The sequence below is a fragment of the Enterococcus sp. LJL90 genome (assembly GCF_056924355.1).
In genome coordinates this window covers 951,050-970,453 of sequence record NZ_JBXPBQ010000001.1, presented here as the reverse complement: position 1 = coordinate 970,453, position 19,404 = coordinate 951,050, and the positions used below count along the sequence as shown (strand labels likewise).

19 protein-coding genes and 1 other annotated feature are annotated in these 19,404 nt (G+C 41.0%); of the genes, 2 read left to right on the top strand and 17 right to left on the bottom strand.

Annotated elements, in window-relative coordinates:
- Positions 1-89: 89 nt before the first annotated feature.
- The 3 genes from AC1Z3S_RS04435 to AC1Z3S_RS04425 all read right to left on the bottom strand — a co-directional run bounded on the left by AC1Z3S_RS04435 (position 90) and on the right by AC1Z3S_RS04425 (position 1,097).
- On the bottom strand, positions 90-302 hold the full coding sequence (locus tag AC1Z3S_RS04435) for a DUF2922 domain-containing protein (RefSeq protein WP_461739333.1): 213 nt from the start codon (positions 300-302) through the stop codon (positions 90-92).
- Between the two features lie 22 nt (positions 303-324).
- Positions 325-534 carry a hypothetical protein gene (locus AC1Z3S_RS04430; RefSeq protein ID WP_265455656.1) on the bottom strand — a complete coding sequence of 70 codons (210 nt, stop codon included), beginning with the start codon at positions 532-534 and terminating at the stop codon, positions 325-327.
- 83 nt (positions 535-617) lie between these two features.
- The gene (locus AC1Z3S_RS04425) at positions 618-1,097 is read right to left on the bottom strand and encodes a hypothetical protein (protein ID WP_461739332.1); all 480 of its coding nucleotides are present in this window, start codon (positions 1,095-1,097) and stop codon (positions 618-620) included.
- 472 nt (positions 1,098-1,569) lie between these two features.
- On the opposite strand from AC1Z3S_RS04425, the gene AC1Z3S_RS04420 reads away from it, so the two are divergent.
- Positions 1,570-2,331, top strand: coding sequence for a hypothetical protein (locus AC1Z3S_RS04420; RefSeq protein WP_461739331.1), 762 nt, complete (start codon positions 1,570-1,572; stop codon positions 2,329-2,331).
- A 313-nt stretch (positions 2,332-2,644) separates the two neighbouring features.
- Here the strand turns inward: AC1Z3S_RS04420 and AC1Z3S_RS04415 are convergent, their stop codons facing one another.
- Together AC1Z3S_RS04415 and rlmN are read right to left on the bottom strand one after the other, a co-directional pair.
- Positions 2,645-3,577, bottom strand: a complete 933-nt coding sequence (locus AC1Z3S_RS04415; protein ID WP_461739330.1) for an LCP family glycopolymer transferase — start codon at positions 3,575-3,577, stop codon at positions 2,645-2,647.
- An 86-nt stretch (positions 3,578-3,663) separates the two neighbouring features.
- Positions 3,664-4,731 (bottom strand): dual-specificity RNA methyltransferase RlmN, encoded by a 1,068-nt coding sequence (rlmN, locus tag AC1Z3S_RS04410; protein ID WP_461739329.1) that lies wholly within the window; start codon positions 4,729-4,731, stop codon positions 3,664-3,666.
- A gap of 256 nt (positions 4,732-4,987) precedes the next feature.
- Between rlmN and AC1Z3S_RS04405 the strand changes: the two genes are divergently transcribed.
- Entirely contained in the window at positions 4,988-5,161 is a 174-nt protein-coding gene (locus tag AC1Z3S_RS04405; RefSeq protein WP_461739328.1) for a hypothetical protein, read from the top strand.
- Between the two features lie 59 nt (positions 5,162-5,220).
- On the opposite strand, the gene AC1Z3S_RS04400 is transcribed toward AC1Z3S_RS04405, so the two are convergent.
- From AC1Z3S_RS04400 to AC1Z3S_RS04345, 12 genes are all read right to left on the bottom strand, one after another.
- Entirely contained in the window at positions 5,221-7,047 is a 1,827-nt protein-coding gene (locus AC1Z3S_RS04400) for an ABC transporter permease (RefSeq protein WP_461739327.1), read from the bottom strand.
- Positions 7,037-7,786: an ABC transporter ATP-binding protein gene (locus AC1Z3S_RS04395; RefSeq protein ID WP_461735454.1), complete on the bottom strand. Its 750-nt coding sequence runs from the start codon at positions 7,784-7,786 to the stop codon at positions 7,037-7,039. Before AC1Z3S_RS04395 ends, AC1Z3S_RS04400 begins: the two co-directional genes overlap by 11 nt.
- Positions 7,787-8,166: 380 nt before the next feature.
- Positions 8,167-9,180 carry an electron transfer flavoprotein subunit alpha/FixB family protein gene (locus AC1Z3S_RS04390; protein ID WP_461735453.1) on the bottom strand — a complete coding sequence of 338 codons (1,014 nt, stop codon included), beginning with the start codon at positions 9,178-9,180 and terminating at the stop codon, positions 8,167-8,169.
- A 19-nt stretch (positions 9,181-9,199) separates the two neighbouring features.
- Positions 9,200-9,982, bottom strand: coding sequence for an electron transfer flavoprotein subunit beta/FixA family protein (locus tag AC1Z3S_RS04385; RefSeq protein ID WP_461739326.1), 783 nt, complete (start codon positions 9,980-9,982; stop codon positions 9,200-9,202).
- Positions 9,983-10,001: 19 nt separating this feature from the next.
- Positions 10,002-11,141 (bottom strand): acyl-CoA dehydrogenase, encoded by a 1,140-nt coding sequence (locus tag AC1Z3S_RS04380; RefSeq protein WP_461735451.1) that lies wholly within the window; start codon positions 11,139-11,141, stop codon positions 10,002-10,004.
- Positions 11,142-11,773: 632 nt separating this feature from the next.
- Positions 11,774-11,974, bottom strand: a complete 201-nt coding sequence (locus AC1Z3S_RS04375; RefSeq protein ID WP_071862327.1) for a cold-shock protein — start codon at positions 11,972-11,974, stop codon at positions 11,774-11,776.
- Positions 11,975-12,123: 149 nt separating this feature from the next.
- Positions 12,124-12,831, bottom strand: a complete 708-nt coding sequence (gene radC / locus AC1Z3S_RS04370; RefSeq protein WP_461735449.1) for a RadC family protein — start codon at positions 12,829-12,831, stop codon at positions 12,124-12,126.
- A 56-nt stretch (positions 12,832-12,887) separates the two neighbouring features.
- Positions 12,888-13,547 carry an HAD family hydrolase gene (locus AC1Z3S_RS04365; RefSeq protein ID WP_461739325.1) on the bottom strand — a complete coding sequence of 220 codons (660 nt, stop codon included), beginning with the start codon at positions 13,545-13,547 and terminating at the stop codon, positions 12,888-12,890.
- A complete protein-coding gene (locus AC1Z3S_RS04360) occupies positions 13,534-14,856 on the bottom strand; it encodes a bifunctional folylpolyglutamate synthase/dihydrofolate synthase (protein WP_461739324.1) in 1,323 nt (440 codons plus the stop codon). The genes AC1Z3S_RS04365 and AC1Z3S_RS04360 overlap by 14 nt, the downstream gene beginning before the upstream one ends.
- A 128-nt stretch (positions 14,857-14,984) precedes the next feature.
- A complete protein-coding gene (locus AC1Z3S_RS04355; protein ID WP_461739323.1) occupies positions 14,985-17,630 on the bottom strand; it encodes a valine--tRNA ligase in 2,646 nt (881 codons plus the stop codon).
- 77 nt (positions 17,631-17,707) lie between these two features.
- Positions 17,708-17,949 (bottom strand) — a binding site (T-box leader).
- A 46-nt stretch (positions 17,950-17,995) separates the two neighbouring features.
- Positions 17,996-18,487: a thiol peroxidase gene (locus AC1Z3S_RS04350; RefSeq protein ID WP_461739322.1), complete on the bottom strand. Its 492-nt coding sequence runs from the start codon at positions 18,485-18,487 to the stop codon at positions 17,996-17,998.
- Between the two features lie 125 nt (positions 18,488-18,612).
- Complete coding sequence (locus AC1Z3S_RS04345; protein WP_461739321.1) at positions 18,613-19,266, bottom strand: redox-sensing transcriptional repressor Rex; 654 nt, start codon at positions 19,264-19,266, stop codon at positions 18,613-18,615.
- Positions 19,267-19,404 lie beyond the last annotated feature (138 nt).

Sequence of the window (19,404 nt, the reverse complement as noted above, 5' to 3'; positions counted from 1 at the left end):
GAACACAAAAAGACTGCAATCAGGCGACCAACTAGTTTATCCATCTCCAGCTGACCGCTTGTTGCAGTCTAAAGTGCTTCAGTCACTTTTTAGAAAATGACTGTTTCAATTGTTTCGACATATTTGGCGCTATCAGGTGCAACAAAAAGCTGTTCACGGTTTTTCTCAAAAATCCCCAGCTCGCAAATGCCGCTCATCGCCTGGCGAACAGCTTCTTCTGACAAGCTTTCAGAAGCTAGCGTAGGTCTTAAGGTATGTTTTTTACCGGCTTCATTTAAGAAGGTTAAATGTAATTTTTTCATGGTCTTGCTCCTTTTCTTTTAATTAAATCGGTTCATAGCGGGTGACTTCTGTTTTCAAAGTGCCTAAATAGGTTGTGTCCTCCGGCGAAATCTGATGCATAATCTCGCCAAGCTTTTGAATCGCTTCAGGGTCAGGATTTAAAACGACGTCGTTAAAGTGCTGCTTAGTAATTTTGTCACTGCCAAAGGGTGTCAGCTCAATCGATAGTTTGGTACTTTCCAGTGTTGCCATAATAGTGGCCTCCTAAATTTTTTGGTAAGCTCGCGCGATGACTTACACTATATACACAACTTCAGAACCGAAAAAATCAACACCTAAGCTAAAATTTTTTTCAAGTTGCGACAGATTTTTATTTTCAGGCGACTGACCACCGTGGTACTCACCTGCCAAAATGCTGCAATTTCTCTTTGGGAATACCCCGCCAACCGCAGTTCAATATAAATCCGCTCCCTTTCTGTAAAGGCCGTCTTCAAAGTCAGTACATCCTTCAGCTCACAAATTTCTTCAAAGGACCAGCCGACGGTTTCCTGGTATTCCGTCAAACTTTTTTCCCTTAGCTGGCGCCGCCAATGATTGCGTCGCAGCGTCTGAATATCCCAAGTAAAGCGCTGAAATAAAAAGCCCTGCCACTGTTCAAAGTCTTTTTCAGGATTAGCCTGTAACCAGTCGTATAGATTTAGTCGCAAAATTTGCAGGTAGTCATCATATTCAGGATGTGTTTCAAAAATGAGCAGGCGGCTTAAGATGCCCTTTAACATTTTTTCGGCCTGCAACAAGGTTTGATTGTAATCCATTTTCTATTGCTCCTCTATTTTTTTAATCAACCGGTTGTTGACGCCAGTATAGCGGAACGACAATTCCCCATAGTCTTGAAATCAGTTCAAAGTGTGGGAATTTTGAAGTTCTCCTGAAAACTCCGTAAATTTCCACACTAATTCCAAAAAAGATTTGAAAAGAATTTGTTTCTGAAAATCGCTGTTCTCGCAAATCAATTTTCAATCTATTAAAATTGTTATAGATTAATTAATCTCCTGTAATCAATTGAATGAGATGGTCAATCATTTAAAAAAGGAGCCTAGCGCATAGGTTAAAACAATAGCTATGACCGGATAGAATGTCTGCTGAAAAGGAAACCCAGCAACTTTTAGTTTCTCATTGGGGAATTGGAAACATTCCCAGCTCAGATAATTATCAAAACCACAACTGGATTTATGAAAATTGCACTAGGCAAAACATGCTACAGACTTTAGGATGGAGGAAAAAAATATGGATAAATCAATCGATGCTTCTAATCAAAATGAAAAAACCGGTAGCCAAAGTTTTCAGCAACTCAATACCCTTTTGAAAAAGGGCTATTCCATCGTAGAAGCCGCTTCTCAGGCGGCAGAAGGTTTGATTCCCAGCACAATCAGTCCGATTGACAATCGTATTTTGGCCATTTTGCCACTTCATCAGGCCAAGCGACAAAAGCAGTCGTTAATCGTCTCTGACGGCTGTGTCAAACTGATTTTGGAATCCCCTAAAAATTGCTTAGACACGTTACTTTTTTACCAGTTAGGCGTCAAAGAGCCGCAAGCCTTCTTCGCTAGCTTTAGAAACTTCATCGGTAACTGCCGCTACAAACTCCCTTGCGCCACGGTCAACTTCACCTTATTTTCCATTGAGTCCGTCGAAAATGGCGCCTGGCTGAACATCAGCACAATTAAAGACATCCACTACCAAGAAAAAGGCGCCCAGATTCAATTGTTGGATGGCTCCATTTTGCCAGTCTTCACCTGCAAGCGCTCCTTAAGCAATCAGTTAAAACTGGCTTATCAATGTGCCTATATCATTAAGCTGAATTTCAGCATTCTGCTGCAAATTAGCGATGTACCTAGCGTCAATGAGTTGCTGAATGTTCCTGTCAATGAGTTTAATAAAAAAATTCTCCATGAAATTGAGAGGAAAACGAACTGGCCCCGCAGTTGGGAGTTTTCTCAGTGTTATCAAGAAAATGTCTTTAGTGCCCGTTTGAAAAAAGAACGTTAAAAATAATAGATTTTTATTTTAAACTTGTTGGTAGGCTTTGCTATGTAGCCTCGTGTTAGATTTTCCAGTCTCTTACGATTCAGACTCTACTGACGATCACCTAGATTTCTTAGAGATGATTTAGCAGAATTAAAAGTACACAAAAAAACGAGCTGCAACATCAGCCAGTTTGCACCAATTAGTCAGGCAGCTCAAACCAATAAAATGGCTCGAAAACTAATGATTGCAATGCTGATGTTACTGCTCGTTTTTATTTTATTTTTGAGTAGCTAATCTAAGTTTATCCTTATTTCGTTAAATCATACGTTAGAAATTACTCTGTAATTCCTAATTGTTCATCGGCAATTGCTTTGACCCGCGCGATTTCTTCGGCAGAAACGCTTTGGTAAGAAACACCGTCTTGCATAAAGCCGGTTCCCTGTAATTGATCTCCGACAATATTTGTGAAACTATTGCGATAATTCAAGGCAATTGACGTCATTTCATCAAAGGTAAAGTCGGTTGTCATGTTGCTGGAAATCGCATTTAAAATGCTTTGATATTCCGTTACACCAGACAGGCTCAATACTTTTTGAGCAATCGCTGCGATAACTTTTCTTTGCCGTTCTTGACGGCCGTAATTACCATTAGGATCATCATAACGCATTCTAGAATATTTCAAGGCGTCTTCGCCATTCAAGTTGATAGTACCAATACTAAAATTGGTGCCTTCATAATCAAAGGTGAAGGAATTGTTTACAGTAATGCCGCCAACCGCGTCTACCAATTCTTCTAATCCAGCCATGTTAATCGTGATGTAATGATCGACTGGCACACTCAATAGACTTTCAACAGTGTCCATCGCCATCGCCACTCCACCATAGGCATAGGCAGCATTTAATTTTTCAGTGGTGCCATGACCCACGATTTCCGTGTAGGTGTCCCGTTCAAGGGAAATCATCGTCGTTTGACCCAATTGAGGATTGACAGTTGCCAAAATCATCGTATCAGACCGACCCTGTTCATCGCGACCTAATGCGCCTGTATCAATTCCTAATAAAAGGACTGAGAAGGGCTCTTGCTCTGAAATTTCAGCTGTCGTACCAGTTTCTTCCCGCAAAGTGGTGCTCCGCTCTGCACTTGCATAAGTATCATTCGCTGAACTTTTCACGTCATAATATATTTTTGCCGCCACTCCGACAACACCAATAAAGGCTACTAGTAATACGCCAAAAACCCCTAAGATTACCTTTTTCTTCGTAGACATTCCTTCGACTCACTTTCCCTGTTACTAATTATAATTAATAAGTATACTGTAGTTTCTCCACAAAATCATTTCTTTTTTTGAAAAGACTACTTTGCAGCAACTTTTTTCAGCTGTTTGCTGCGCAATTGACCGCAGGCTGCATCAATGTCAGTGCCGTGTTCTTTACGAATTACACAGTTGACGCCGTTTTTCTTAAGAACATCATAAAATTTTAAAACATCCGCCTTCTCGCTGCGGGAATATTGATCGTGCTCGCTGACTGGATTATAAGGAATCAAATTAACATAAGCAAGCTTTTTCTTATCCTTCAATAAGTCCGCCAACTGCTGAGCGTGTTCCGGCCGATCGTTGACATTATTTAACATAATATATTCAAAGGTGATGCGGCGGTTAGTTTTTTCAATATACTCGTCGATTGCGGCCATCAATTTTTCAATCGGGAAGCTGCGATTGATACGCATAATAGAAGTCCGCAGCTCATTGTTAGGCGCATGTAAAGAAATCGCCAAGTTTACCTGTAGGCCATTTTCAGCGAACTCTTTGATTTTGTGGGCTAAGCCACTAGTAGAAACAGTGATATGGCGGGCTCCGATTGCTAAGCCTTTAGCATCATTGATGATATGCAGAAAATCTATTAGATTATTGTAATTGTCAAAGGGTTCACCGATGCCCATGACAACGACATGGGACACCCGTTCATCTTGACCCCGCTCATCAAAATAGTGTTGAACCTGCATGATTTGAGCGACGATTTCACCGGCGGTCAAGTCCCGCTGCTTTTTCAAAAGACCGCTGGCACAAAACGTACAGCCGATATTGCAGCCAACCTGTGTGGTGACACAGACGGACAAGCCGTATTCTTGTCGCATCAGTACGGTTTCAATCATCAATTTGTCTGGCAATTCAAATAAATATTTCACCGTGCCATCGTTTGATTCTTGGACAATCAATTGCTTTAACGGATTGATAACAAAAGCTGCCTCTAATTTTTCAATCAAAGCATGGGACAAATTGGTCATCTCACTAAATTGGTCTACCCGTTTTAAATAAAGCCATTCCCAGACTTGGGTGGCCCGAAATTTCTTTTCCCCCTGCTCTTCAAACCAGGTGATTAATGCTTCTTTATCTAATCCATAAATCGATGTTTTTTCCAAAATATTGCCTCTTTCTCAGAATTCCTCTGTTCAATCTCCTCTGCTACTATATAAAAATAAAACTAGAAAAGCAACCTGCTGCAAAAAATTTAAGCTTCTGTTTATTTCTGAAAAAGGCTTAATAAATAGCTCTTAATCAGCTTTTTAAAGATTCCCGCAAACAAAAAAGTAGACAACGCTAACTTTTATTGTCAACTTTTTTTAAATACGCTGAAACTCGCCTTTTGTTGGTATACTTAATGCAGGAGGTGGCAAAATGAAAAATAATTTGGTGGCCGCGTTGGCGAAGTTTGATTTATTTGGTAAAGACTCCAGTACAATTGTCCTGATGGGAATATTTTTAGTTCTGCTCTTTTTTGTCATAAAGTTTGCCGTTCGAGAAGGGATTAACAGCTCGCAATTGGTGAAGAAAAATCAAGAAAAAGATTAAAAACTGCAGGAAGTCACAGGCCAAGCTAAGAAACTTGGCTGTTGCTTCCCGCAGTTTTTTTAGGCGGTTACTTGAAGATAAACTTTATTAAAGTAGAAGATGCGGGCAATTAAGTAATAAATCACTTGAATAAGCACAAACACACCTAAAACTTCCCAACCCGCCAGTTGCATATCCATATTAAAGACATGATACATTGCCGTGAGGGCCACCGCTCCGTGAATCACTGAGACAATAATCGGCGTGAAAAAGAGGATGCCGACTTGTTGATAAATCATTTTTTTCAATTCTTTTTTCGATAAACCTAGCTTGTAAATCATCCGGAATTTTTCCACATCCACATCCATATCACTATACAGACGGAAATATAGGAAGCTACCAGCTGAAACAAAGAAGACAATTCCGATAAAGATACCGACAAATAGAATTGGTGCGTATCCGTCTAAAGTCGTTTGTCGTAGGAAGGTTTTCGGTTGTGTATCGGCAAACTCAGCGAAGATTTTCTTACCGGTTGCAACCAATGCATCATAATCTGCACCAGGGGCCACCCAATTAGTGGACTGATATTCTGTCATCCCGCTAGTATTAACAGAATCTGGTACTAAGTAATAATTACTGAAAGCAGAGACAACTTGCGTTTGCTCTGTCCCTTTCACTGTGTAATCTGTACCATTGATGCTAACAGAGCTTGGGGCCTCGCCAGTTGTAAAGTTCGTGCTGGATAAAGCTAAAACTTCACCATCAGCTAAACTTAGTTCTGGCAAATCAGCTAAGTTTGCCAATTGATTGTATTCAGAAACGGTCATGTATTGATTGCCGCTGTTTGCATCCAAAAAGTAATGAACAGTTGTTGAATTAACCGAAATATTATCTTCGGCAAACAATTGATTCACCTGTGCTACTTCTTGGTCTAATTCCGCAGAAGGGGTGTTGTACACTGTGACTTCATAAGGATTCAAATCCATTTGACCCACTAGTAATTCCTGCAAACCATATAAAGTCCCAATGGCTGCAAAAGCTACCGTTGTAATAACGGAAACTAAGAAGAAGGAACGGGCATTGTCTTTCATTCTAAATGACAAATCTGAAAAGACAATCATATTCGTTTTTTTCCAAAATAACTTTTGGCGCTTTTTCAAGGATTCAATCAAGCCAACACTAAATTGGTTAAAGAATAAACTCGTCCCAACGATGACGACAAAAATTACTGGTAACATCACGATTGGCACCATTTGTCCGGGGACTAAAATTGCAACTGCATAGCCGCCGCCAATTAAAATCACTGATAAAATAGCTTTTAGTAATGAAGGCTTGATAACCCCTTTACCAAATTCGCCGGCTTTTAATAATTCCTGTAAAGATAATTTTGGCAGGCGGAATTGGATGAAAAAGGAAATCGCTAAAAATAAAATAAAGAAGGAAACAATGGTAATTAAAATGGCCTGTGTTGGAAAATAAAAACCAAAGTCAACGTGGACTAAAAATTTAGAAATCCATAAAATAAGTTGCGAAAAGCCAATCCCAAAGATGCTACCGAAAATTGTCGCAAAAAAACCAATCACGAGATTTTCAATAAACACCATTTTGCGCAGCTGCTTGGGACTCATCCCTTGAATCATTAGCACGCCAAATTCTTTTTTGCGGGATTGTAAAAAGACATCCATTGAATACAGCACGAATAAAAAGGCAAAGCCGTAAATAATCACTGCAGCAGCGGTCATACCCGTCTGTACGCTGGAATTCAGCCCATCGGACAAAGAAGGATGTTGCGCAAAAACATTAAAGGTAAAAAAGACCATTACAGAAAACATTGTGCTTAAAAAGTAAGCCATGTAAAGATGACGATTGCGAATAGTATTGCGGATGACTAATTGATTAAAACTCATTGTCAACACCCTCAATTCTGGCTAGCTCGGTGATAATCCGGTCATAAAAGCGCCCTTGATTGCCATCATTATGCATTTCATCAACAAGTTCTCCATCTTTAATGAAGACAATCCGTTGACAAAAGCTAGCGGCCAAAGGATCATGAGTAACCATCAAGATGGTGGCTTGTTCTTCTTGGTTTAATTGGCGCAGTAGGCCCATAACGTCCCGCGAAGATTTTGTATCCAAATTACCCGTTGGTTCATCGGCCAACAATAATTCTGGATGATGAATCATCGCTCTGGCAACGGCCACCCGTTGCGCTTGACCACCAGAAATTTCACCGATTCTTTTTGGTAATAATGTTTCAATCCCTAAGCGGGGAGCTAAATCCCGCACTTGTTTTTTCATGCGGCTGACTTTTTCACCGTCTAGAGTCAGCGGCAAAACAATATTTTCTTCCACTGTTAAGGTTGGCATTAAATTAAAACTTTGGAAAACAAAGCCTAATTCTTTACGGCGAAACTTGGCAATTTCTTCTTGATTTAAAGTATTTGGGTTCTTCCCATTTAGCATGATGCTGCCACTAGTCGGCTGATCGATAGTCGCCAAAAGGTTTAAGAAAGTTGTCTTCCCACTTCCTGAAGGTCCCATGATGCCGATAAATTCACCATCTTCAACCGTCAGATTAATCCCCTTTAAAGCTTCATATTGTAATTCATTGCCATATACTTTTCTAAGATTCTCAACTTGTAACATCGTCATTACTCCCTTATGTATCATTCTCTTTGTTTGTTAGAAACTGTTAGCCGTTTCTTTTCAAAACAAGGTTAGTATTTTATCCATCGCCTACTATACTCTTTTCAAAAAAATTAGACCATGTAATTTTATTACTTTTCTCTTACAATTTTGCAAGAACTTCAAAATGTCTTTCTAACAAGTCTTCTGGGAAAACTATACGGCTGGCTGACCTTAATTTCATGGGAATAAAGTTTGACTGACGCCTCAGACTTTAGTTGTAGATAAATTGTTTAGTTATTTATAAGCTGCTAGAGAGCAAAAAAAAGAGCCCAGTCCCCACTAGGCTCTTTTGCGACACAAAGGTCATTTATAATTGTGCTTTTTCATTTTCTTAAACTTTATCCTTCAGTATCCCGTTTGGCTTTAATTTCTTTAGTCAATAATGGAACAATCTTGGTGGCATCGCCAACAACACCAAAGTCAGCAACATCAAAAATTGGTGCAGACTCATCTTTATTGATGGCAATGATAATATCACTTTCCTCCATGCCGGCAACGTGCTGAATTGCGCCTGAAATACCGCTGGCAATATAAAGATTTGGCCGAACAGTCTTACCGGTTTGCCCAACTTGCCGATCTTTTTCCTCCCAGCCGGCATCGACGGCTGCCCGTGAAGCTGAAACCGTGCCACCTAAAACATCAGCTAATTCTTCCAGCAGCTTGAAGTTATCCACGCTGCCCATGCCTCGGCCACCGGAAACCAACACGTCAACATCCATGATGTCCACCCGTTCAGTTTCTTTTTTAATGACTTCTAAAATTTCAACATTTTGGTAATTGGCTAAATTAGGCACGCCGTATTTCACCACTTGGCAATCAGGATTTGCCATTTTTTCAGCCTGCTTCATGACACCGGGACGAACTGTCGCCATTTGCGGGCGATGATTTGGACAGAGAATCGTCGCCATCACATTGCCGCCAAATGCTGGCCGAGTCATTAATAAATTATTGGTTTTTTCCTGCACCTCTAAACGCGTACAGTCAGCTGTTAGTCCAGTGCTGCAGCGAGCTGCCACCCGAGGAGCTAAATCCCGACCGATTGCTGTCGCACCATATAAGACAACATCTGGTTTATATTCATTGACGACTTCTGCCATCGAATGAGTATAAGGTTCTGTCATGTACGTTTCTAAAGCGGGATCTTCGACGACAATCACTTTATCAGCGCCATGAGTTGCTAATTTATCCACGAGGGCTTCCAAATGATTGCCCAAAACTACCGCCGTGACTTCCGTATTTAAAGTGGCGGCTAACTTTTTGCCTTCACCGAGTAATTCATAGCTGACCCGAGCAATCTCGCCGTCCACCTGTTCAACAAAAACTAAAACGCCTTTATAATCTTTCATATCCATTTTCTCACCTCCGAATGATTTAAATGATGTATTTGGTTGCTAGTTTATCCATCAGCCATTCCACAGACTCCGCCACATCAAGATTGACTACAGTGCCGGCGCCTTTAGCTTCTTTATCATAAGATTTAAAGACGCGTGTTTTAGAGCCTTTCAAGCCAATTTGATCATCGGCTAAATCTAAATCAGCCTTGGTTAAAATGTGAATTTCTTTAGCGTAAGCATCAATGATTCCCCCTGGCGTCATATAGCGGGGCGCATTTAATTCAGAAAGCGCCGTAATCAGACAAGGCAGTTTAGCTTTTATCAGATGATAGCGGTCTTCAAATTGACGCTTAACGATGATGCTATCTTCCTCCATTTTAATATCTTCCGCGTAACTAATATTGGCAAGGCCGAGGTGTTCAGCAATCTGTGGGCCAACTTGAGCTGTGTCCCCATCAATCGCCTGCCGACCAGTAATAATCAAGTCATAGCCACCGATTTTTTTAATTGCTGAGGCAATTGTAATACTGGTAGCGTAAGTATCCGCACCACCAAAGGCCCGATCAGAAATTAAGTAGGCTTCATCTGCCCCCATTGCCAAGGCTTCCCGCAACGCAACGTCTGCTTGCATGGGTCCCATGGTCACAACAGTGACGGTTGCGCCAAATTGATCTTTTAAGCGCAGGGCTGCTTCCAAGCCGGCCTTATCATCAGGATTAATAATGGTCGGCACGCCTTTACGAATTAGAGTGCCTGTTTCAGGATCAAATTTTACTTCCGTTGTATCGGGAACTTGTTTTATACATACAAAAATATTCATCGAATCATTTCCTCCTGTCTTATCGTAACATTGCGCCGGAAATAACCATCCGCTGCACTTCACTGGTACCTTCGTAAATTTCGGTAATCTTCGCATCCCGCATCATCCGTTCCACCGGATAATCACGAATGTAACCGTAACCGCCGTGCAATTGAACACATTTCGTCGTCACAGACATCGCCGTTTCAGAAGCAAATAATTTTGCAATAGCAGCTTCTTCAGAGAAGGATTTTTGATGTTCCTTGGCATAGGCTGCCTTATAAACTAACAGCCGTGCTGCTTCAATTTGGGCTTTCATGTCAGCTAATTGGAACTGAGTGTTTTGGAAAGCTGCAATACTCCGACCAAACTGCTTACGCTCTTTAACATAAGCTACTGTTTCATCCAAGGCGCCTTGGGCAATCCCTAACGCTTGGGCGGCGATTCCAATGCGGCCGCCATCCAAAGTTCCCATTGCCACGCCAAAACCTTTTCCTTCTGGACGCAAACGATTTTCCTTCGGCACGATACAATTTTCAAAGACTAATTCAGTTGTCGATGAACCCCGAATCCCCATTTTTTGTTCCTTTTTCCCAATGGAGAAACCAGGAAAGTCTTTTTCAACGATAAAGGCAGAGATACCGCGGTTGCCTTTGCTCTTATCCGTCATGGCAAAAATAATATAAATATCTGCAACTCCGCCATTTGTGATAAAAATTTTAGTACCATTTAAGACATAGTGATCGTTGACTAAGACAGCCTTTGTTTGCTGACCAGCTGAATCTGTACCAGCTCCCGGTTCAGTTAAACCGAAGGCGCCTAATTTTTCACCTTTAGCCAGAGGAATCAAATATTTTTCTTTTTGAGCAGCAGTGCCGTATTTACTGATGGGTTCGCAGCACAAAGAAGTATGGGCAGAAACAATAACTCCGGTAGTTCCGCAGACCCGGCTCAACTCTTCCACACACATAGCGTAGGCTAAGGTATTAGCTCCTTCTCCGCCAAATTCTTTATCGATGGGAATGCCCATAAAACCCGCTTTGGCCAGTTTAACAACTGTTTCCGCCGGGAACCGTTCATTCTCATCAATCTCATGGGCTAGCGGTTTAACTTCTGCTTCAGCAAAATCCCGAAACAATTGTCGCATCATGATCTGTTCATTACTCAATTCAAAATCCACACTAATTCCTCCCTAAGTCTAAATTTTTCAAAAAGCCAATTGCATTGCATCTTAAAGCATATTTCAAACTACAGAAGAATTCTGCAGTAATACCAATTTTTCAAAGAAAAAGTTGTTTTCTTATTTGATTTTCAAACGCTAAAAATTTTACTATGTGATAAAAAACACAATATCGCGATTTCGGTAAAAATACAATCTTTGACAGCAAAAAAAGCGCTTACTATTTATTATAAAAACCATAACAGAATTTTATAGCTTTATAATTATAGCTTTATAATATAGAAGAAACTCGCTGTAAAAACTTTTGAATGACTCAATTAATTACTCGTGAATTCAATCTTGTCATTTTGAAAGATTCCTGACAATTCCAACAAAAAATGCCATTCATCATCAAAATGAAAGGAATTTTTTCTGGTTTAGTTTAAAAATAAATTACTTACACGAGTAATTGAAATGACCCATGGGTTTATTATAACATTCTTCACTGCTGTTTTTCCAAAAAAATTATATTGTCAAGTTTTTTGACTTGGCTACTAAATGAGTAAAAAATTTTGAAACAAAATTAGGAGTGAACAAAGAAGAAAACAAAAAACCTCCGAGGAAAACTCCTCAGAGGTTAAAATTTTTAGAAATTAAGCTTTGTTAACGTTAGTAGCTTGAGGGCCACGATCTGATTCTTCAACGTCAAAAGTAACTGCTTGACCTTCTTCTAAAGTTTTGAAGCCGTCACCTTGGATAGCTGAAAAGTGAACAAATACGTCACTTCCGTCTTCGCGAGTGATAAACCCAAAGCCTTTTTCTGCGTTAAACCATTTAACTGTACCGTTTTCCATCTTGATGAACCTCCTTGTGATTAATCACAAATATAATATTGTAACATTTGCTCTTCTTACACAAGAGGTGCAACAATTGTCAACTACCTAGAGCTTAAATAAGACAAACAAATTTACAAAAACAATTTTACTATTATTAGGTCTTTTTTTCAAGTGCCTTGATTTATTTTTTGCCAGAACCCCTCCTCCCGCAGACTAATATAAGATTTTTCGCCCGTGATGATGTGGTCCAACACTTCAATGCCCAGCATCTCGCCGCATTTGATGAGGCGGGCGGTAAAATCCAAATCATTGCTAGAGGGCGTCGGATTGCCGGAAGGATGATTATGGGTAATTAAAATACGGGCCGCTGAACAGCGGACCCCAAAGCGGAAAATCTCTCTCGGATGCGCAATGGACTGATTCAACGATCCAATAAAAATCGTTTTTTTGATAATGATTTCATTTTTCGTATTGAGATACAGCGCCCGCAAGTGTTCTTGATGCCAATCTTTTTGCTGCAAAATTAATTGCTGCGCCAAATCATAACTGGAGGTCACTCGGCCAATCTTAGGTTGTTGCGCCTGCTGAATGCGCCAGCCTAATTCCAAAACAGCCTTTAACTCTAAGGCTTTAATTTGGCCAATGCCTTTAACTGTTTTTAATTCCTGCAGTGTGGCCTGCTTGATTTCATAAAGGCTGGAAAAATGCTGCAACAAGGCACCGGCCAATTCCATAACGTTTTGGCTGGCATAACCAGTCCGCAAAACGATTGCTAACAATTCTTGATCTGACAAAGCCTTTTCCCCAAAATTCAAGAGGCGTTCCCGTGGCAAAGAGTCCGCCGGCATTTCCCTTAGTAATAATTTTTCCTTCATTAAAAAAACTCCTTTGCGTTTTCATTTAAAAATACGCAAAAGAGTTTTTCTTTCAATTAATCGCCAAAATAATCCGGCACTTTTTCCAAAGAATCCAGCACATGCAGCGTCTTCGCCAGCAAATCATCAGTCGGCACTAATAAATCGGGTACCATGATGACCGGAATACCCGCTTTATGAGCGGCAAGCACGCCATTTTGGGAATCCTCTAAGACAAGGGTTTCCTCTTTGGCAGTGTTTAGTCGCTTCACTGCCACTTCAAAAATCTCTGGGTCGGGTTTAGCCCGCTTGACGTCTTCAGAAGAAACGATGTCGATAAATTCATTTTTTAGTTCAGCATTCTCCAACAACAATTCAATCACATGCCGCTGATTGCTAGAGGCAACAATTTTAGGAATTTTCCGTTCATTTAAATAGTCCATTAATTGATGAACTCCGGGTTTCAAGGCCGCTTCGCCTTTTTCAAACATCCGCAAAACTTCCGCATGGGACTCGTTGATAAATTTATCAACGGCTTCTGTTCCTTTATCTGCGTAAATTTGATGATAATTTTCCCAGACTTCCTCATCAGAGACCCCTAAAAAATCTAAGTAGACCTCTTTACTGTAGGCAAAGCCCAAATCATCGGCAACTTTTTGCGTTGCTTTATAATAGAGCATCTCCGTATCAAAAATCAGCCCATCCATATCAAAAATTACACCACTAAGCTTTTTCATCTGCTCCTCCTAATTCTAATAATAATTCCCGCACCTGCGAAATAAAGTACAGCGAACCAGTGACTAACAGCAATTGATTGTCTTCAAAATTTTCTAGAATTTCCGCCAAGCCGAATTGCCATAAAGAAACAATCGTCAACTGCTCATCCACCTCATTGGCGTAATCCTTCAACTCCAATGAACGAGGATAATTAAAAGTGGTCAAATAAATTTCCACATTGGGCAGTTGCTTCAACAATGTTAGCATACCATGAATTTCCTTTGTAGCGACGGCAGAAAACAAAATTTTTATTTGATAGCTGCCAAATTCCCGTTGCAAATTGTCAACTAAGCGCTTGACGGCATGTTCATTGTGGGCACCATCTAAAATAATCAGCGGATTTTCACTCAAACGCTCCATCCGCCCAGGCCATTGAGCTTGCCAAAGGCCTTTTGTCACAAACTTACTTTGAAAATTCTGCTTGGTTAAACGACAGTATTGATAAAATAATTCAATCGCCATCCCCGCATTTTCACTTTGATGCTGACCAATCATCGAGACCCGCAGCTTCGGAATCTTGCCAGCTTCATTGCTGAAATTAAAAACCTCGCCCCATTCTTCATCGGGATGCAGATAGTCGACAAAATATTCTTGATCAAAGCGATAGATAGGCGCTTTTTTATCAGCGGCCTCAGCTTCGATGACCGCAAGTGGGATGCTCTCAATATTGCCGGTTACTACCGGAATGCCGGCTTTAATAATGCCGGCTTTTTGAGCGGCAATCTCCGCTAACGTCTCGCCAAGAATCTCCATGTGATCTAATCCAATCGTTGTGATTCCAGTTAATAAGGGATGCACGACATTAGTTGAGTCCAACAATCCGCCGAGGCCGACTTCAATGATTGCAACATCCACTTTTTCCTGCAAAAAATAATCAAAAGCCATCCCCGTCAATGTTTCAAATTCGGTGATACCGGCAATCGCTTCTTCTTGATCCATTGCTGCCACAATCGGCTGATAACGGGTCACTAATTCTATGATGGCTTCATCAGAAATACCTACGCCGTTAATGGCAATTCGTTCGTTAAATGTTTCAATGTACGGTGAGGTAAAGGTGCCGACAGTCAAACCTAGTTCCTCCAACATACAACGCAGATAGGTTACCGTTGAGCCTTTGCCGTTCGTCCCGGCAATGTGGATTGTCGGAACCTTCAGTTCAGGATGATTTATTTTTTCCAGCAGAGCGCTGACTCGTTCTAAGCCCGGTCTCGAGCCAAAAGGCAGACGGCTGTGAATCCAGTCAATTGCCTCAGCAACAGTTAATGACATTTTCTTTCCCCTCTCCAGATAACTTCCCCGCTTATTATAGCAAAAGTTTTCCTCGATGATGCACCAGATGCTATCGAACCTCAGTAAAAAACTGCCAACAGAAAATTTCCATCGACAGTTTTTTTGCTTTAACTAATCGTCCGCAGATTTTCAATCCGTTCGCGAACGGTTGCTTGTTTATCTAAATAATCTTTTTCTTTGGCTTTTTCACCGGCAACCACATCGTCTGGGGCATTCGCGACAAAGCGTTCATTGGATAATTTTCCTTGAACCCGTTTGACTTCGCCATCCAGCTTGGCCAATTCTTTTTCTAGCCGCTGAATTTCTTCTTCAATGTTAATCAAGCCCGCCAGCGGTAGATAAATTTCAGCGCCGGTTAAAATCGCTGACATTGCCAATTCCGGAGCAATTAAATCACCGCTGATTTGCAGCTCATCAGGATTACAGAAACGTTCAATATAGTTGGTATTTTCAACTAAGAATTTACCAATTACGGGATCGGTCGCTTTAATCAAAAGGGTAATTGGTTTTGATAACGGCGTGTTAACCTCTGCCCGAATATTTCTAACAGAACGAATAAGTTCCGTCAAAACAGCCATCCCCTTAGCCGCATCTTCATCGTCAAATTCTGGTCGAACTACTGGATAGTCGGCAACGACTAATGAACTGCCAGCATGGGGAATCTTATTCCAAATTTTTTCTGTAACAAAAGGCATAATTGGATGCAATAGACGCAAAATCTGATCCAAGGTGTAAACCAAAATACTCTTGTTGGTCTTTTTAGAGGCTTCATCATCCCCGTAAAGAACTTCTTTACTCATCTCAATATACCAGTCACAAAAATCATCCCAGATGAAGTTGTACAGCTGGCGACCAGCTTCACCAAATTCAAAGCGGTCAAAAAGGTCAGTGACTTTGGCGATAGTTTCATTTAAGCGGGTTAAAATCCAGCGGTCTGCCACCGTTTTTTCTCCAGTCAAGTCAATATCTTCAACTGTCATGCCCTCAACGTTCATGATGACAAAGCGTGAGGCGTTCCAAATTTTATTGATGAAATTCCACGCCGCATCCATTTTTTCATAGCTGAAACGCACGTCCTGACCGGGAGCAGAGCCATTGGATAAGAACCAGCGCAGAGCATCGGCGCCATATTTTTCAATGACATCCATTGGGTCAATCCCATTGCCTAATGATTTGCTCATCTTGCGGCCTTGTTCATCGCGAATTAAGCCGTGAATCAAAACATTTTCAAAGGGACGCTCTTCAGTAAATTCCAAACTTTGGAAAATCATCCGGCTCACCCAGAAGAAAATAATGTCATAGCCCGTCACTAAAGTGTTGGTTGGGAAATAACGTTTGAAGTCTTCATTGTCCACATCAGGCCAACCCATTGTTGAAAATGGCCATAGAGCCGAAGAAAACCAAGTATCTAAAACATCAGGGTCTTGTTGCCAATTTTCACTATCCGCTGGCGCTTCCATGCCAACATACATCTCACCAGTTTCTTTATGGTACCAAGCTGGAATCTGATGGCCCCACCACAGCTGCCGTGAAATTACCCAATCATGAACATTTTCCATCCACCGTAGGAAAGTTTGATTAAACCGTGGTGGAAAGAAATCAACAGCGTTGTCAGTTGCTTGATTTTCAATTGCTTTTTCAGACAATGGTGCCATTTTTACAAACCATTGCGTTGACAAACGCGGTTCCACTACCACACCAGTTCTTTCAGAATGACCGACACTGTGATTCACTTTTTCAATTTTTACTAAACGGCCCAGCTCTTCTAAATCTTTAACAATCATTTTGCGGGCTGCAAATCGATCCATGCTGGCATATTTGCCAGCCAACTCATTCATCGAGCCGTCTTCATTCATCACATTAACCCGCGGCAAATCGTGCCGATTGCCGACTTCAAAGTCATTGGGATCATGGGCTGGAGTAATTTTTACAACGCCGGTTCCAAAGTCCATGTCCACATACTCATCGGCAATGATGGGGATTTCTTTTTCCATCAGAGGCAAAATTACCGTTTTACCGATTAAATTTTGATAGCGTTCATCATCTGGATGAACCGCAACGGCAGTATCACCAAGCATTGTTTCTGGGCGGGTCGTCGCAATTTCAACGGCGCCGCTGCCATCCGCCAATGGATAAGTCATGTGATAAAAGGCACCTTCGATATCTTTATGAATGACTTCAATATCTGAAAGAGCGGTGCGGGCTTGCGGGTCCCAGTTAATAATGTATTCCCCACGATAGATTAAATCTTTTTCATATAATTTTACGAAAACTGTGCGAACCGCCTTTGATAAGCCTTCATCTAAAGTGAAACGCTCCCGAGAATAATCTAACGACAAGCCCAATTTGGCCCACTGTTCACGGATATGGCTAGCATACTCGCCCTTCCATTCCCAAACCTGGTCGATAAATTTTTCACGGCCTAAATCATAACGGGAAATTCCCTGCTCTCTTAATTTTTCTTCGACCTTCGCCTGTGTTGCAATACCGGCATGGTCCATGCCTGGCAGCCAAAGCGTATCAAATCCCTGCATTCGTTTTTGGCGAATAATCATGTCCTGCAAAGTCGTATCCCATGCGTGACCTAAATGAAGCTTGCCAGTAACATTGGGGGGCGGAATAACAATTGAATAAGGCTTGGCCTTAGCATCACCACTAGGCTTAAATAAGTCCTGCTCCAACCATTTTTTATAACGCCCAGCTTCTACTTCAAGGGGGTTGTACTTTGTCGATAAATTATTTTCTTCCGTCATAACAAAAGTCTCCTTTTTATTTTTTTCAACACTGCCGCTTTTTTGGAAAAACAAAAAAGCCCTAAGATGCCGAAACACCTTAGGACGTAAGTTGATTGATTACGCGGTACCACCTAAATTGCAGAAAATTCTGCCTCTCAAAAGTGAGGTAACGATCACGATTCGTTTTACTTTACTCGCTGTTGCCAAGTCTCAGCTTCAAGCTTTCAAGCAAAAAACTCCCAAGCTACCTTCACCAACCTTTTGTGAAAATGTTCCACCAATCATTTTCTCTCTCTGACAAAAGCCGTTGGTTACTCCTCTTGTTCTAAGTCTTGCCTCATTCTACAATGTTAAAAAATCAAAGTCAAACAGAATCTGAAAAATTACAGCAATTCTTCTGCCGCCTGCAAAGCTGCCTGATAATCCGGTTCTTGAGTCTGCTCGACAACCAATTCCCGATAACGTAAAACACCTGTCGTATCAACCACAAAAATTGAACGAACTAAACGGCCACTATCTGGAACAAATAAACCATAGACATTCCCAAAGACAGAATTATCATCATGTAAAATTGTTAAAGCCAAGCCTTCAGCAGCACACCAATTAGCCTGTTCTTCTTTGGTATTGTTAGAAATTGTCACAAAGTTCAAGGTTGGATGCTCTCCAGCGGCTTTGGTAAACTGGCGGGTTTGGATAGCGCAGACTCTTGTATCAATATCTGGTACAACGCTGATAATCAAAGGCTTATCCAATAAATCTTTTAGTTGCCAGCTTTTGTCCTGACTATCAGCTAACTGAAAATCTGGGACCTTTTGCCCCACCTCCGGTTGACTTCCGACTACCTCATGAACCTCACCACGTCTTGTAATTTGCATAAATTCTCCTTTTCTAACTTCTTTTTTATTTTAAGGTTAAAGCATTACCTGCTCAAATATCCTGCAGAAAAATTTTCCTGTTAAATTTATTATAGGAGAACCACCGATGAATGCAAAAAAACTGCCTAGAGGGAAGGCAGTTTTTGAAAACTATTATCAAAATAAATCAAGGTCTGCAGCTCGGTGGTCAAATCAATGTACTGCATCGTCACATAATCAGGGACATTCACTCGATCTGGAGCAAAATTTAAAATCGCTGTGATGCCGGCAGCCACCATTTGGTCAACGGCTTCTTGGGAAAACTGGCTGGGCACAGTAGAAATGGCCAGCTTAATATTTTCAGTCGTACAAATATCCGCTAAGTCTGCCATCCCATAAACTTTAACTCCATCAATCTCTTGCCCAATCAAATCGGGATTGTTGTCAAAAATGCAGACAATATTTAAATTTTCGTTGCGGCGAAAATTATTATTAACTAGCGCCCGCCCTAAATTTCCACAGCCGACTAGTGCAATTCGCTTTTCCTCTTGAGTAGCCAACAAACCGCTAAAAACCTCAATTAAATAGGCCACATCATAACCGTAACCGCTGCGTCCTAATTCTCCTAAATAAGAAAAATCCCGGCGAATTGTCGCTGACGGCACTTTAGTAACCTCACTGAAGTCCTTCGATTTGATGCGACTGACTCCTGAATCACTGAGCATTTTTAAATAACGTAAATAGACAGGCATGCGGCGAGCTGTCGCTTTAGGTAATACCTTTTCTTTATTTACTCCCATCACTCAAATCACCTTCCAAAGACTTTGTTAAACGCTTCACATGAATAGTTTAGCACAGAATATCTTTGATAAAAAGAAAAATTTTCTCATAATAAAAACAGAATAGTTTAATTATTACATATTTTGTGAAAAAAGTGA

Excerpts from the sequence above, each read along its gene's own strand:
- AC1Z3S_RS04435 (WP_461739333.1), bottom strand. The coding sequence starts at position 302 with ATGAAAAAATTACATTTAACCTTCTTAAATGAAGCCGGTAAAAAACAT.
- AC1Z3S_RS04430 (WP_265455656.1), bottom strand. The coding sequence starts at position 534 with ATGGCAACACTGGAAAGTACCAAACTATCGATTGAGCTGACACCCTTT.
- AC1Z3S_RS04425 (WP_461739332.1), bottom strand. The coding sequence starts at position 1,097 with ATGGATTACAATCAAACCTTGTTGCAGGCCGAAAAAATGTTAAAGGGC.
- AC1Z3S_RS04420 (WP_461739331.1), top strand. The coding sequence starts at position 1,570 with ATGGATAAATCAATCGATGCTTCTAATCAAAATGAAAAAACCGGTAGC.
- AC1Z3S_RS04415 (WP_461739330.1), bottom strand. The coding sequence starts at position 3,577 with ATGTCTACGAAGAAAAAGGTAATCTTAGGGGTTTTTGGCGTATTACTA.
- AC1Z3S_RS04405 (WP_461739328.1), top strand. The coding sequence starts at position 4,988 with ATGAAAAATAATTTGGTGGCCGCGTTGGCGAAGTTTGATTTATTTGGT.
- AC1Z3S_RS04400 (WP_461739327.1), bottom strand. The coding sequence starts at position 7,047 with ATGAGTTTTAATCAATTAGTCATCCGCAATACTATTCGCAATCGTCAT.
- AC1Z3S_RS04395 (WP_461735454.1), bottom strand. The coding sequence starts at position 7,786 with ATGTTACAAGTTGAGAATCTTAGAAAAGTATATGGCAATGAATTACAA.
- AC1Z3S_RS04390 (WP_461735453.1), bottom strand. The coding sequence starts at position 9,180 with ATGGATATGAAAGATTATAAAGGCGTTTTAGTTTTTGTTGAACAGGTG.
- AC1Z3S_RS04385 (WP_461739326.1), bottom strand. The coding sequence starts at position 9,982 with ATGAATATTTTTGTATGTATAAAACAAGTTCCCGATACAACGGAAGTA.
- AC1Z3S_RS04375 (WP_071862327.1), bottom strand. The coding sequence starts at position 11,974 with ATGGAAAACGGTACAGTTAAATGGTTTAACGCAGAAAAAGGCTTTGGG.
- radC (WP_461735449.1), bottom strand. The coding sequence starts at position 12,831 with ATGAAGGAAAAATTATTACTAAGGGAAATGCCGGCGGACTCTTTGCCA.
- AC1Z3S_RS04365 (WP_461739325.1), bottom strand. The coding sequence starts at position 13,547 with ATGAAAAAGCTTAGTGGTGTAATTTTTGATATGGATGGGCTGATTTTT.
- AC1Z3S_RS04360 (WP_461739324.1), bottom strand. The coding sequence starts at position 14,856 with ATGTCATTAACTGTTGCTGAGGCAATTGACTGGATTCACAGCCGTCTG.
- AC1Z3S_RS04355 (WP_461739323.1), bottom strand. The coding sequence starts at position 17,630 with ATGACGGAAGAAAATAATTTATCGACAAAGTACAACCCCCTTGAAGTA.
- AC1Z3S_RS04350 (WP_461739322.1), bottom strand. The coding sequence starts at position 18,487 with ATGCAAATTACAAGACGTGGTGAGGTTCATGAGGTAGTCGGAAGTCAA.
- AC1Z3S_RS04345 (WP_461739321.1), bottom strand. The coding sequence starts at position 19,266 with ATGGGAGTAAATAAAGAAAAGGTATTACCTAAAGCGACAGCTCGCCGC.